Annotated in this window: 11 protein-coding genes; 5 read left to right on the top strand and 6 right to left on the bottom strand. The window is 59.1% G+C overall.

What is annotated here, in order from left to right:
• Nucleotide 1 precedes the first annotated feature (1 nt).
• The 6 genes from AC3WMV_RS03640 to AC3WMV_RS03615 all read right to left on the bottom strand — a co-directional run bounded on the left by AC3WMV_RS03640 (nucleotide 2) and on the right by AC3WMV_RS03615 (nucleotide 6,367).
• Nucleotides 2–928 (bottom strand): carbohydrate ABC transporter permease, encoded by a 927-nt coding sequence (locus AC3WMV_RS03640; protein ID WP_003225141.1) that lies wholly within the window; start codon nucleotides 926–928, stop codon nucleotides 2–4.
• A 60-nt stretch (nucleotides 929–988) separates the two neighbouring features.
• On the bottom strand, nucleotides 989–2,299 hold the full coding sequence (locus AC3WMV_RS03635) for an ABC transporter substrate-binding protein (RefSeq protein WP_103367022.1): 1,311 nt from the start codon (nucleotides 2,297–2,299) through the stop codon (nucleotides 989–991).
• 342 nt (nucleotides 2,300–2,641) lie between these two features.
• On the bottom strand, nucleotides 2,642–3,547 hold the full coding sequence (locus AC3WMV_RS03630) for an AraC family transcriptional regulator (RefSeq protein WP_027612740.1): 906 nt from the start codon (nucleotides 3,545–3,547) through the stop codon (nucleotides 2,642–2,644).
• 68 nt (nucleotides 3,548–3,615) lie between these two features.
• Nucleotides 3,616–4,485 carry a phosphatidylinositol-specific phospholipase C domain-containing protein gene (locus tag AC3WMV_RS03625; protein ID WP_027612741.1) on the bottom strand — a complete coding sequence of 290 codons (870 nt, stop codon included), beginning with the start codon at nucleotides 4,483–4,485 and terminating at the stop codon, nucleotides 3,616–3,618.
• A gap of 144 nt (nucleotides 4,486–4,629) precedes the next feature.
• Nucleotides 4,630–5,922 carry a glycosyltransferase gene (locus tag AC3WMV_RS03620; protein ID WP_103367023.1) on the bottom strand — a complete coding sequence of 431 codons (1,293 nt, stop codon included), beginning with the start codon at nucleotides 5,920–5,922 and terminating at the stop codon, nucleotides 4,630–4,632.
• An 82-nt stretch (nucleotides 5,923–6,004) separates the two neighbouring features.
• The gene (locus AC3WMV_RS03615; protein ID WP_027612743.1) at nucleotides 6,005–6,367 is read right to left on the bottom strand and encodes a response regulator; all 363 of its coding nucleotides are present in this window, start codon (nucleotides 6,365–6,367) and stop codon (nucleotides 6,005–6,007) included.
• A gap of 262 nt (nucleotides 6,368–6,629) precedes the next feature.
• Between AC3WMV_RS03615 and AC3WMV_RS03610 the strand changes: the two genes are divergently transcribed.
• The 5 genes from AC3WMV_RS03610 to AC3WMV_RS03590 are packed head-to-tail and all read left to right on the top strand — an operon-like array spanning nucleotide 6,630 to nucleotide 13,183.
• Nucleotides 6,630–10,130: a response regulator gene (locus tag AC3WMV_RS03610; RefSeq protein ID WP_103367024.1), complete on the top strand. Its 3,501-nt coding sequence runs from the start codon at nucleotides 6,630–6,632 to the stop codon at nucleotides 10,128–10,130.
• Nucleotides 10,130–10,963 carry a CheR family methyltransferase gene (locus tag AC3WMV_RS03605; RefSeq protein ID WP_027612745.1) on the top strand — a complete coding sequence of 278 codons (834 nt, stop codon included), beginning with the start codon at nucleotides 10,130–10,132 and terminating at the stop codon, nucleotides 10,961–10,963. Before AC3WMV_RS03610 ends, AC3WMV_RS03605 begins: the two co-directional genes overlap by 1 nt.
• Nucleotides 10,960–11,553 carry a chemotaxis protein CheB gene (locus AC3WMV_RS03600; protein WP_097087405.1) on the top strand — a complete coding sequence of 198 codons (594 nt, stop codon included), beginning with the start codon at nucleotides 10,960–10,962 and terminating at the stop codon, nucleotides 11,551–11,553. Before AC3WMV_RS03605 ends, AC3WMV_RS03600 begins: the two co-directional genes overlap by 4 nt.
• Nucleotides 11,547–12,761 carry a hybrid sensor histidine kinase/response regulator gene (locus AC3WMV_RS03595; RefSeq protein ID WP_103367025.1) on the top strand — a complete coding sequence of 405 codons (1,215 nt, stop codon included), beginning with the start codon at nucleotides 11,547–11,549 and terminating at the stop codon, nucleotides 12,759–12,761. The genes AC3WMV_RS03600 and AC3WMV_RS03595 overlap by 7 nt, the downstream gene beginning before the upstream one ends.
• 44 nt (nucleotides 12,762–12,805) lie before the next feature.
• Entirely contained in the window at nucleotides 12,806–13,183 is a 378-nt protein-coding gene (locus AC3WMV_RS03590) for a response regulator (RefSeq protein WP_003225116.1), read from the top strand.
• Nucleotides 13,184–13,230: the final 47 nt, after the last annotated feature.

Below are 13,230 nucleotides of genomic sequence, written 5' to 3'. Positions count from 1 at the left end.
CTCAGGCTTTGTCAGTCAGGTTTTTGCCGATCATCCGCACCAGAATGATCGCGGCGATGTTGGCGATGACCACAGCAATCAAGCCGCCCGCCGAGGCCATGCCGACGTCGAACTGCACCAGCGCCTGGTTGTAGATCAGGTAGGCGAGGTTGGTCGAGGCGTAGCCGGGGCCGCCGTTGGTGGTGGTGAAAATCTCGGCGAACACCGACAGCAGGAAGATCGTTTCGATCATCACCACCACGGCAATCGGGCGTGCGAGGTGCGGCAGGGTCAGGTGCCAGAAGATCGCGACGGGGCCGGCACCATCGAGACGCGCGGCTTCCTTCTGTTCCTGGTCGAGGGACTGCATGGCGGTCATCAGGATCAGGATCGCGAAGGGCAGCCATTGCCACGAGACAATGATGATGATCGACAGCAGCGGGTAGTGCGCCAGCCAGTCCACCGGCTCGGCACCGAACAGCCGCCAGACGTAGGCGAGAATCCCCGACACCGGATGGAAAATCAGGTTCTTCCAGATCAGCGCACCGACGGTGGGCATGATGAAGAACGGCGAGATCAGCATCACCCGCACGATGCCGCGGCCGAGAAATTCGCTGGCCTCAAGCAACGCGCTGATCAAAACCCCGAACACCACGCTGATCAGCAGCACGCTGCCCACCAGCAACAGGGTGTTGGTGGCGCCGGGCAGGAACCCGGAGTCGGTCAGGAAGTAAGTGAAGTTCTCCAGCCCGACGAATTCGTTGACGCCCGGATCGAGCAGGTTGTAGCGAATCATCGAGAAGTAAATGGTCATGCCCAACGGCACGATCATCCACAGCAGCAACAGGGCCACCGAAGGGCTGACCAGAAACCAGCCGGGATTGCGTACGCGGACTTTGCGCTGGGGTTGCGACAAGTCGAGGTGGGCTTTGGCAGTTGAAGTATTCATGGTGATCACAACCGAGTCATACAGACCTATGGAGATCTAATGTAGGAGCGAGCAGTGTGGTTACTTGGGATAACCGGCGCGCTTCATCTCGCGTTCGGTGGTTTGCTGCGCGGCGGTCAGGGCCTGATCCACCGTGGTCTGGCCGATCAGCGCCGCCGAGAACAGCTTGCCGACCTGGGTGCCCACGCCCTGGAACTCAGGAATGGTCACCAGCTGAATGCCGATGTAGGGCACCGGTTTCAGCGTCGGTTTGCTCGGGTCTGCGGCCTTGAGCGATTCCAGCGTGACCTTGGCGAACGGCGCCGCGCTCATGTAAGCATCGCTGTAGGTCGAGGCGCGGGTGCCCGGTGGTACGTTGGCGATGCCGTCGGTCTTGGCCACCAGCTCGCCGTATTCCTTGGAGGTGGCCCAGGCGCTGAACGCTTTGGCGGCGTCCTTGGCCTTGGAACTGGTCGGAATCGCCAATGCCCACGAATACAGCCACGCCGAACCTTTGTCAGTGACCTGATGCGGGGCGAAGGTGAAACCGACGTGATCGGCGACCTTGCTCTGGGTCTTGTCGGTGACGAACGAGCCGGCGACGCTGGCGTCAACCCAGATCGCGCACTTGCCGCTGTTGAACAGCGCGAGGTTTTCGTTGAAACCGTTGCTGGAGGCGCCCGGCGGGCCGGATTTCTTCATGGTGTCGACGTAGAAATTCAGCGCGTTTTTCCATTCCGGGCCGGTGAATTCCGGCTGCCATTTCTCATCGAACCAGCGTGCGCCGTAAGCGTTGGCGACGGTGGTGATCAACGCCATATTTTCGCCCCAGCCGGCCTTGCCACGCAGGCAGATGCCGTACTGTTCTTTGTCTTTATTAGTGAGTTTTTCGGCGAAACCGGCGATCTGTTCCCAGGTCGGGCGCTCGGGCATGCTCAGGCCGGCGTCCTTGAACAGGTCGGTGCGGTAATAGGTGATCGAGCTTTCGGCGTAGAACGGCAGGGCATACAGCGAACCCTTGACCGACAACCCTTCGCGCACCGACGGGAACACGTCGTCGAGGGCGTAAGAAGCCGGCAGATCCTTCATCGGTTCGAGCCAGCCCTTGGCGCCCCAGAGTGCCGCTTCGTACATGCCGATGGTCAACACATCGAACTGGCCACCCTGAGTGGCAATGTCGGTAGTCAGGCGCTGACGCAGGACGTTTTCTTCCAGCACCACCCAGTTGAGCTTGATCTCCGGATGCTCGGACTCGAAAGTTTTCGAGAGCTTTTGCATGCGGATCATGTCGCTGTTGTTGACGGTGGCGATGGTCAGGGTCTGGGCGCCAAGGCTGACGCTGCTGAGGGTCATGCAGGTGAGGGCTAGCAGAGCTTTTGCAGTGGGTTGCATCGTGCACTCCTTTTCTGCACCCGGCGGGCGGCAGAAGGACAGTTATTGTTTTTGTGTCTTCCGAATGCAGGAAGAATGTGCGCTGATTACAGCCCTCAATCGACGGACTGACAAATCATCCGTCGCACTCAAATCAATACTTTTTTGCACTGGGGTTTGTTGCGGTAGACGCAGGGAAGGGCTTTTCAGTGGGAAGGGGCTATCGAATCAGTACAGGTTTCATCGCATCAGATGCTCTTTGTGGGAGCGGGCTTGCTCGCGAAAGCGCTGTGTCAATTTGCAGATCAGTTGACTGATACCCCGCTTTCGCGAGCAGGCTCACTCCTACAAGGGGCGGTAATATCAGCCGAGATTTTGTTCGGTCAGACGCTGTACAGCGAGGCGTCGATAGTGCGACGGCGTCATGCCCTTGAGTTGCTGGAAGCGCCGGTTGAAGTTGGAAATGTTGTTGAACCCCGACTCGAAACACACCTCGGTCACCGGTTTGTCGCCGTCAGCGAGCAGTTCGCAGGATTTACTGATGCGCAGGCGATTGACGAACTCGATGAAGTTGCGCCCGGTGGCCTGTTTGAACACGCGGCTGAAATAGGTCGGCTTCATCCCCAGATGCTCGGCGACTTCTTCCAGGGTCAATTCGCGGGCGTAATGGTCGAAGATGAAATCGACCGCTCGGTTGGTGCGGTCGATGTTGTGCTCGTCGGCCAGTTGCGTGTTAGTGGCGCCGGACAGCAATTGATAATCGTCAGTCGCCGCCAGCAGCTCCATCAAAATGAAAAAGTGTCCGAGACGGGTAACGCCGCGCGTGTCGGCAATTCGCTGCATCAACGTCATGGCCTGACGGATCGTATCCTTGTCGCGAAATTCGATGCCGTATTGCGCACGCTCCAGCAGCGGCGCCAGGGTCTTGAGTTCGGCGAACACCTGGTGCCCGCTGTCGAACAACTCATCGGTGAAGTTCACCAGCATGTCGCGCTTTTCCACCACCTCGTCGTCGGCCACCTGGCTGATCCAGTTGTGCGGCAGATTGGGCCCGGTGAGGAACAGTGTTTGCGGATAAAAGTTGCCGATGTAGTCGCCGATGAAGACCTTGCCGGAACTGGCGACGATCAGGTGCAGTTCGTATTCCTTGTGAAAATGCCAGCGCACTAACGGGCACGGAAAACCATGCTGACGGTAGATGATGGACAACCCGTTATGGTCGTCCATCAGTTCGTAGGAGGGATCAGTGATTCTGGTTGCCCGAGTCATGTCCGATGCGTCTTGTTGTGGTGTTCAGGTGCCCATCATGCACGCGCGCCACGGACAGTTCCAGCGCCTCAGCCCCGGGCCTTGCGTAGACCTTTGGACTGGTTGACCTGCTGGCAATGGCTGATCAGTGGAGTGCCACCGATGAAGTCGGCATTGATAATGCTGCACTTCGGCGCCCATCCCGAGTCTGGGCCAAACCATTGATCGAGTTCGTCGGTGATCCGCTTGACGCCGGCCAGTTCGCCGTAGCTGGTGGCCGACAATGACCAGAGGCTGCCGGGTACCGGCGGGTTGGCGAGGGTTCGGGTGATGTGTTGCTTGAGTTGCTCTGGCGAGGTGATGTCCGAGCCGCTCCATTCATGGCGGATTTTCGGCCAGTACAGGGGCGAATTGAAATCCGGGTGCGAGTCGCTTGCCAACACCACGCGTTGTAGCGAACTGGCCCTTTTAAGTTGTTCAAGGGTCAGATGACCGTTGTTTCGGGGAATAAGCCGCGAAGCCAGCTCCGTGGTGATGACTTCATGGAAACCCTTGTAATCGAATGGCTGATCGTTGGTGCCCTTGAGTTCATGTAAGTCCAATACGATGAATTCGTTCGGATTTTCATTGAGGAAAAAATTGAGACTTTTTACCAACTCGCTCAAGGAGCGTCCCTGGAGCAGTTTCACGCCATGAAAGGTATGAAACTTCCTGATGCCCAGCCAGTGTTCATCGGCGTGCAGACGCAAGTCGAAGGCACGCACGCCTTCATTAAGTTGCTGAATGAACGGACCGTCCTGACAGACAAACCAGTTCTGGGCGGGTTGGAGATAAGCCGGGTACGGAAAATCAAAATCCAGCCCGGAGTTATGCGCGCCGGGCCAGACCACTTCGCCAAGGGTCAGTCGGTCCATATCCGGTGTAGCCGCCATCCAGTTTTTGAAAGGGTAATTACTCATGGTGCATTCCGTTGCAGATAAAGTTTAATTTCCGACCAGTCAACTTGTTTGGTCAGTTCGGAAGTTATTCTTTGGTGCAAACGGAAAAAGTACAAGCCAGCACTCTTTGCAAAGTATTGGCAATGTGGTTTTGCACTTTAATTATCAACTTTTCTGGTTCTTTGCTTCGATCCACTGCGCCATGTATTGAGTGCTTTTATGCAAGTGGTGACGCAACATGCCGCCAGTAAAGTTGGCGCGACGTAATGCTGACAAGTTGTCGCGGCAATGTTGCAGGCGAGCGATCAGCGCCGGGCCGTGATCAGTCTGCCGATAGCGCGCATTCAACAACGCGACGCCGGCCTGCTGTGCATCAGCCCAGCGCAGTCTGTCTTCGTGCAGCGCCACAGCGGCGTCGGCCAGGGCCTGGGCCGACTGAGCCATCGCACCGGGCCAGGGCAATGCGCCGCCCATGCCTTCGGCGCCGATGGGCGTCGTGACATTGGGCGTGCCGCAGAGCATCGCATCGACGATCTTGCCCTTGATCCCAGCGCCGAAACGCAAAGGCGCCAGGCAAACCCGGGCTTGCGACATCACTTGCAGCGCATCTTCTGCCCAGTTCATCACATGAAACCCCTGCGCCGCGTTGTGCAGGGCTGTGGCCTTGGGCGGCGTATAGGCACCGTAGATATGCAGTTGGGCGCCGGGCAATTGCTGGCGGATCAGCGGCCAGATGGCGGTCTTCATCCACAGCACGGCGTCCCAGTTGGGCGCGTGACGGAAGTTGCCAATACTCAGAAAATGCGCGCGCTCCTCAAAGGGGACGAACGAATCGCGCGGTGGTTCGAGCATCAGCGGGCACCAGTGCAGCAACTCGCCCGGGACTTGGAACTGTTCGACCAGCAACTGAATTTCAACTTCGGAAATCATCAGATTCAGATCGCAGCGATACAACGCGGCGATTTCCCGTTTGGCCAGGTCCGTATCGGCCATCAACTCGAACTCTTCGCGCAGCGCCGGCGCGAACAGTGCGCTGAAATCCTGATTGTCCGGGTCGTCTTTCAAACGTTCCTTGAGCCGTTGGTGGCGGGCGTGGCGCAGGCTCTGCAGGTCGGACGTCTCCAGTACGCGCAAGGCATTCGGGCATTGCTTTTCGACGCGCCAGCCGAACTGCTCTTCCATCATGAACTGGTCGAACAGCACGATATCCGGGGCCAGTTCACTGATGAAACTATCGAAGCTGCTGTTGTTGAGTTCGATCGGCACTTCGCGGATGCCCAGCGCGGTCAGGTCAGCCTTGTGCTCGCCCGGGCCGGCCGGGCTGCTGAAGGTGATGTCCCAGCCTTGCTGCAAAAACGTCTCGAGGATCTGCATCACATGCCCGCTGGCTGCCGAAGAGCGCGGTTCGGGCCAGACGTAACCGATGACCAGAACTTTGGTGGCGGGTGATGCAGTCATTGACGGGTAATCCTTGCAGGCAGGCGGCTGAAAATGGCGCGCAATTAGAGCACATCTGCAGCCGCTGCCGGATCAAAGCCAATCACTCGGTCAGAATGCCCTTGACCTTGTCACGCAGTTGATCGATCGAGAAGGGTTTGCCGATCACGTGCATGCCGGCGGGAACGTCGATGTTTTCGGCGTAACCGCTGGCGAACAGAACGGGCAGGGTGGAGCGCAGTTCACGTGCCTTGCCGGCCAGTTCACTGCCTGTCATGCCCGGCAGGCCGTAGTCAGTCATCATCAAGTCGATAGCCTTGCTCTGATCCCCGAGAATCTCCAGCGCAGACTCGCCGTCATCGGCCTCCAACACACTGAATTCCAGCTCCTCGAGCACATCGACGATGAGCATGCGTACGATGTCGTCGTCTTCTACTACAAGGATGGTGGACGCTGGGGTGGACATAGGGATAGCTCTCAAGAAATGAAATCGGAACGGCGACCGGTCGAAAATGCCGGGCTCTTGCATGAGTAAGTGGCGCATGGCCACAAGTTCCCGAGCGGATACGAAAAAGATTAGCTGCAAATCGGGGCGGCAAGGATACCCGTTGCCTGATCGGGAAGTGCAGCAAATGTAGGAAATTGCCATCATGGCGGTGAGAAAAATGGATCCATAGTACCGTTTTGGGGCAAACTCCCGGGTTTCGACAGTTCGACAAGGCTGCCCCATGTCCACTCGGTCTACAGTTGACGAAACACGGTTCCGTAAACTCCTGACGCGCAACATCAGTCTGCCCCTGGGCGTCGGCGCGATCAGTGCAGTGTTTTTCATTTCGCTGATCACCTATTTGCTCTCGGTGATCCAGTGGGTGGAACACACCGACCGGGTGATCAATAACGCCAACGAAGCGGTGAAACTCACCGTTGATCTGGAAACCGGCATGCGCGGCTTCCTGCTCAGCGGCGACGAGCACTTCCTCGACCCGTACGAGACCGCGAAGCCGCGGATCAACGTGGCGCTCAATACCTTGCTCGAACTCACTGCCGACAACCCGGTGCAGACCGATCGTCTGCGGCGTCTGCAGGCCTTGCAGACTGAGTGGAGCAACTACGCGCAATCGATGATCGATCTGCAGCGCTCCAGCGGTGACTACCGGGGCGCGGTCAAGGCCGGGCGCGGCAAGCGCCTGACCGATGAGATCCGCAAGCAGTTCGAAGACGTGATCGACATGGAGCAGCAGTTGCGCACCACGCGCAACGAAGAGGTGCGCCGTACCACGATCTGGAGCATCACTCTGTACCTGCTGTTCATCGCCGGAATCAGCGGTTTGCTCGCGTATGTCGGCCGGCGCGATCTGGTCAGCCTGTCGGACAGCTACAGCGCCAACCTTGCGGCGCAGCAAGCCAGTGCCGAGCGTCTGGAGCGCCAGGCGTGGATGCGCAGCGGCCAGACCGAGCTGGCGGAGCAGGTGCTGGGGCAGCTGACGCTCAACCTGCTGGGGCGCAATATTCTGCAGTTCTGCGCGCAATACCTCGGCACGGCGGTGGCGGCGCTGTACGTACGCGAAGAACACGGCGGCCTCAAACGCGTGGCGTCCTATGGGTTCTCCCGCGAACAGGAAGAAAAAGATCAGCAGATCTACAGCGGCGAAGGCATCGTCGGCCAGGTTGCCCAGCAGGGGCAACTGATTCGCCTGGATTCGGTTCCGGCCGACTACTTCAAAGTCAGCTCCGGCCTGGGCGCAGGTCTGCCGCACAGTGTGCTGGTGGTGCCGACCAGTGATGATGACCGGGTCAACGGGGTGATCGAACTGGGCTTCCTGCGCCCGCTCACCGACCGCGATATCGATTTGCTGGAACTGATTGCCGGCAACATCGGCACCTCGATCGAAGCGGCACGTTATCGCCAGCGCCTGCAGGAAGTGCTGGCCGAAACCCAGCAGCTCAACGAAGAGTTGCAGGTGCAGCAGGAAGAGCTGAAAACCGCCAACGAGGAGTTGGAAGAACAGTCGCGGATTCTCAAGGAGTCCCAGGCGCATCTGGAAACCCAGCAAGTCGAGCTGGAGCAGACCAACGAGCAGCTGGCCGAACAGGCGCAAACCCTGGCCGAGCAGCGCGACGCCATGGACCAGAAGAACACAGAGCTCAATCAGGCTCAGGTGCAGCTCGAAGAACGCGCCGAAGAACTGCAGCGTTCGAGCAAGTACAAGTCCGAATTCCTCGCCAACATGTCCCACGAACTGCGCACGCCGCTGAACAGTTCGCTGATCCTCGCCAAGTTGCTGGCCGAGAACCCGCAGGACAATCTGACGGCCGAGCAGGTCAAGTTCGCCGAGTCGATCTATTCGGCGGGCAACGATCTGCTGAACCTGATCAACGACATTCTCGACATTTCCAAGGTCGAGGCCGGCAAGCTGGAAGTGATCCCGGAAAACACCAGCGTCGCGCGTCTGGCCGACGGCCTGCGCAGCGTGTTCGAACCGCTGGCGGCGGACAAGCAACTGACGTTCAGCGTCGAGTTGCAGCCGGATGCGCCGATCATGCTGTACACCGATCGCCAGCGTCTGGAGCAGGTGATCAAGAACCTGCTGTCCAACGCCGTGAAGTTCACCGAACACGGCGCGGTCAGCCTGACCATCGCCGGCCAGCCGAACGAGCGCATTGCGTTCATCGTGCGCGATTCGGGGATCGGTATCGCGGCGGACCAGCAGGAAAGCATCTTCGAAGCGTTCCGTCAGGCTGACGGCACCACCAACCGCAAATACGGTGGCACCGGTCTGGGCCTGTCGATCTCGCGCGATCTGGCAGCCTTGCTCGGCGGCTCGATCAGCGTCAGCAGCGCGCCGGGGCAGGGCAGTGTGTTTACCCTGGTGCTGCCGCAGCAATACAGCGAGCCGGGTGACAGCCCTGCGATCCCGCTGACCTTCACGCCGCCGGTATCGGCCCCGGCCCCGGTGGTGCAGCCGCCATCGATCACGGTGTCGCCGCTGGCGCCGGTGCACATCCCGCGTTTTGCCGATGACCGTGGCAAGGCGCCGTTCGCCACGCGCTGCATTCTGGTGGTGGAAGACGAGCCGAATTTCGCCCACATCCTTTACGACCTGGCCCACGAACTGGGTTATCAGTGTCTGGTGGCGCACGGAGCGGATGAAGGTTATGACCTGGCCCGCGAGTTCGTGCCGGACGCGATTCTGCTCGATATGCGTCTGCCGGATCACTCCGGTCTGACCGTGCTGCAACGCCTGAAAGAGCACGCCGAAACCCGGCACATCCCGGTGCATGTGATCTCGGTCGAAGACCGTGTCGAAGCGGCGATGCACATGGGCGCGATCGGTTATGCAGTCAAACCGACCACCCGCGAAGAGCTCAAAGACGTGTTCGCCCGTCTCGAAGCCAAGCTGACCCAGAAGGTCAAGCGCGTGCTGCTGGTCGAAGATGACGATCTGCAACGCGAAAGCATTGCCCGCCTGATCGGTGACGAGGACATCGAGATCACCGCCGTCGGTCTGGCGCAAGACGCGCTGGAAAAGCTGCGCACGACGATTTACGACTGCATGGTGATCGACCTGAAATTGCCGGACATGCTCGGCAACGATCTGCTCAAGCGCATGTCGACCGAGGACATCTGCTCGTTCCCGCCGGTGATCGTCTACACCGGGCGCAACCTGACCCGCGACGAAGAGGCCGAGCTGCGCAAGTATTCACGCTCGATCATCATCAAGGGCGCGCGCTCGCCGGAACGCCTGCTGGATGAGGTCACACTCTTTCTGCACAAAGTCGAATCGCAGTTGTCCCATGAACGGCAGAAGATGCTCAAGACCGCCCGCAGTCGCGACAAGGTCTTCGAAGGCCGCAAGGTGCTGCTGGTGGACGACGATGTGCGCAACATCTTCGCCCTGACCAGTGCGCTGGAGCACAAGGGCGCAGTCGTGGTGATCGGCCGTAACGGTCGCGAAGCGATTGATAAGTTGAATGAAATCGAGGACATCGACCTGGTGCTGATGGACGTGATGATGCCGGAAATGGATGGTTTTGAAGCCACCATTGAAATCCGCAAGGATCCGCGCTGGCGCAAGCTGCCGATCATCGCGGTGACGGCCAAGGCCATGAAGGACGATCAGGAGCGCTGCCTGCAGGCGGGCGCCAACGATTACCTGGCCAAGCCCATTGATCTGGATCGCCTGTTCTCGTTGATTCGTGTGTGGTTACCGAAGATGGAACGCATTTAGTGGATAGCAGTCACTCCGCGGAGCGCAACAGCGAAATCGAATTACGCCTGTTGATTGAGGCCATCTACCTCAAGTACAGCTACGATTTTCGCGATTACTCGGGCGCTTCGATCAAGCGCCGGGTGCAGCACGCCTTGAGTCAGTTCGAATGTGCGACGATCTCGGCGTTACAAGAGAAAGTCCTGCACGATCCCACGGCGTTCATGCAGTTGCTGCAGTTGCTGACGATTCCGGTCAGCGAGATGTTCCGCGACCCGTCGCACTTTCTGGCGATCCGCAAGGAAGTGGTGCCGCTGCTGCGCACCTATCCGTCGCTGAAGATCTGGATCGCCGGGTGCAGCACTGGTGAGGAGGTCTATTCGATGGCGATTCTGCTGCGCGAAGAAGGCTTGCTCGATCGTACGATCATCTACGCCACCGACATCAACCCGCGCTCGCTGGACAAGGCCAAGCAGGGCATTTTCTCGATGGAGAACGTGCGCGCCTATACCGCCAATTACCAGCAGGCCGGCGGTCAGCGTTCCTTTGCCGATTACTACACCGCAGCCTATGGCTACGCGATCTTCGACAAGAGCCTGTGTGAAAACGTGACCTTCGCCGATCACAGCCTGGCGACGGACAGCGTGTTCTCCGAAACGCAATTGATTTCCTGCCGCAACGTACTGATTTACTTCAACAAGAAACTTCAGGACCGTGCCTTCGGTCTGTTTCACGAATCGCTGTGCCACCGTGGCTTTCTGGTGCTGGGCAGCAAGGAAACGCTGGATTTTTCCGGTTACTCGAATCAGTTCGAACCGTTGGTCAAACAAGAACGGATCTACCGCAAATTATGAACGATGCCGTGGATTTGCCTCGTGTCGAGGCCATCGTGGTCGGTGCTTCAGCCGGTGGGGTTGAGGCCCTGCTGACTCTGCTCGCGCCGTTGCGCCAGGGCTACGTGTTGCCGATCATTGTGGTGCTGCACCTGCCGGAGGAGCGGCGCAGTCAGTTGGCCGAAGTGTTCTCCCGGCGACTGATGCTGCCGGTGGCAGAGGCGACCGACAAGCAAGACATCATGCCCGGCACGGTTTATTTCGCCACGCCCGGGTATCACCTGTCGGTGGAACAGGATCGCAGTCTGTCGCTGAGTCTTGAGGACCGCGTACACCATTCCCGACCTGCCATCGACTACTTGTTTGAGTCCGCCGCTGATGTTTACGGCGAAACCCTGGCTGCCGTGTTGCTGACCGGCGCCAATCACGATGGCGCTCGCGGCCTGGCGCAAGTCAAGCAGCGTGGCGGACTGACCATCGTTCAAGACCCGCAGGACGCACAGGTCGCCACCATGCCTCTGGCTGCGCTGAAAATTCAGCAGCCTGACCATGTCCTACCCATTCACGGCATCGGCCGTCTGCTTGTCGAGCTGGAACGAATCGCATGCTGAGTAATATCCAGGCCAAATTGCTGATCGTCGACGATCTGCCGGAGAACCTGCTGGCCCTCGAAGCGCTGATCAAGCGCGAGGATCGCACGGTGTACAAGGCGCTGTCGGCGGACGAGGCACTTTCGCTGCTGCTGCAACACGAGTTCGCCATGGCCATCCTCGACGTGCAGATGCCGGGGATGAACGGCTTCGAGCTCGCCGAGTTGATGCGCGGCACCGAGAAAACCAAGAACATTCCGATCATTTTCGTCAGCGCCGCCGGCCGTGAACTGAACTACGCGTTTAAGGGCTACGAGAGCGGGGCGGTGGACTTCCTGCACAAGCCGCTGGATATCCACGCGGTGAAGAGCAAGGTCAACGTATTCGTCGACCTGTACCGCCAGAGCAAGGCCATGAAACAACAGGTCGAAGCCCTGGAGCAGGCGCGTCGCGAGCAGGAAGCGCTGCTGCAACAACTGCAAAGCACGCAACTGGAGCTGGAGCAGGCGGTGCGTATGCGCGATGACTTCATGTCAATCGTCGCTCACGAAGTGCGCACGCCGCTCAATGGCCTGATACTCGAAACCCAGTTGCGCAAGATGCACCTGGCGCGGGACAACGCCGCGGCGTTCACCCTCGACAAAATGCACGCGATGGTCGATCGCGACGAGCGCCAGATCAAAAGCCTGATCCGCCTCATCGAAGACATGCTCGACGTCTCGCGGATTCGTACCGGCAAGTTGTCGATCCGGCCGAATCGCTTCGACCTGACGCAACTGGTGAGCAACCTGCTGCAGAATTTCGCACAGCAGATCGAGGCCGCCGAGACCGAAGTCACCTTCACCGCGCCGCAGCCGGTGGAAGGTTACTGGGACGAATTTCGCATCGAGCAGGTGGTCTCCAACCTGCTGACCAATGCCTTGCGCTACGGTGGCCGCAGCCCGATTCAGGTGCGCGTGTACCGTGAAGGCGACGAGGCGCGGGTTGAGGTTCAGGACCGTGGTATCGGCATCAGCGAAGAGAACCAGAAGCGCATTTTCCAACAGTTCGAACGGGTTTCCGCCAAGACGGTAGTGGCTGGTCTCGGGCTGGGTCTGTTCATTTCCGAGCAGATCGTCGCCGCCCATGGCGGTTCCATCGTCGTCGAGAGTCAAATCAACGAAGGCGCCCTGTTTCGCGTTTGTCTGCCAATCCAGGAAAACGGCATATCCGACGCAACCTCTGAGTGACCGCACGGTCGTATCAGCAGCTATTGACCGAACAAAGGCTTCCCATGAGCGTAGATGCACAAGATGTAGTACTCGTCGTCGAGGACGAACCGGTTATCTTGATGGTGCTGACAGATTACCTGTCGGGGCAGGGGTACCGCGTGTTGCAGGCCGAAAACGGCGAGCAGGCGTTCGAGATCCTCGCGAGCAAGCCGCATCTGGACATGCTGATCACTGACTTCCGCCTGCCGGGCGGGATCTCCGGCGTGCAGATCGCGGAGCCGGCAGTAAAACTGCGCCCGGATCTGAAGGTGATCTTCATCAGCGGTTACCCGCAGGAAATCCGCGAGACCGGCAGCCCGATCACGCGCAAGGCGCCGATCCTGGAAAAACCGTTCGATCTGGACGTATTGCAGGAAAAGATTCAGGAATTGCTGGCCTGATCCATAGCGGCTGATGCTCCCCCTGTAGGAGCTGCCGCAGGCTGCGA

Source organism: Pseudomonas sp. FW305-3-2-15-E-TSA4, from assembly GCF_058787295.1.
Note: the sequence above shows the minus strand (reverse complement) of the source record. Positions and strands in the feature narration are given on the sequence as shown.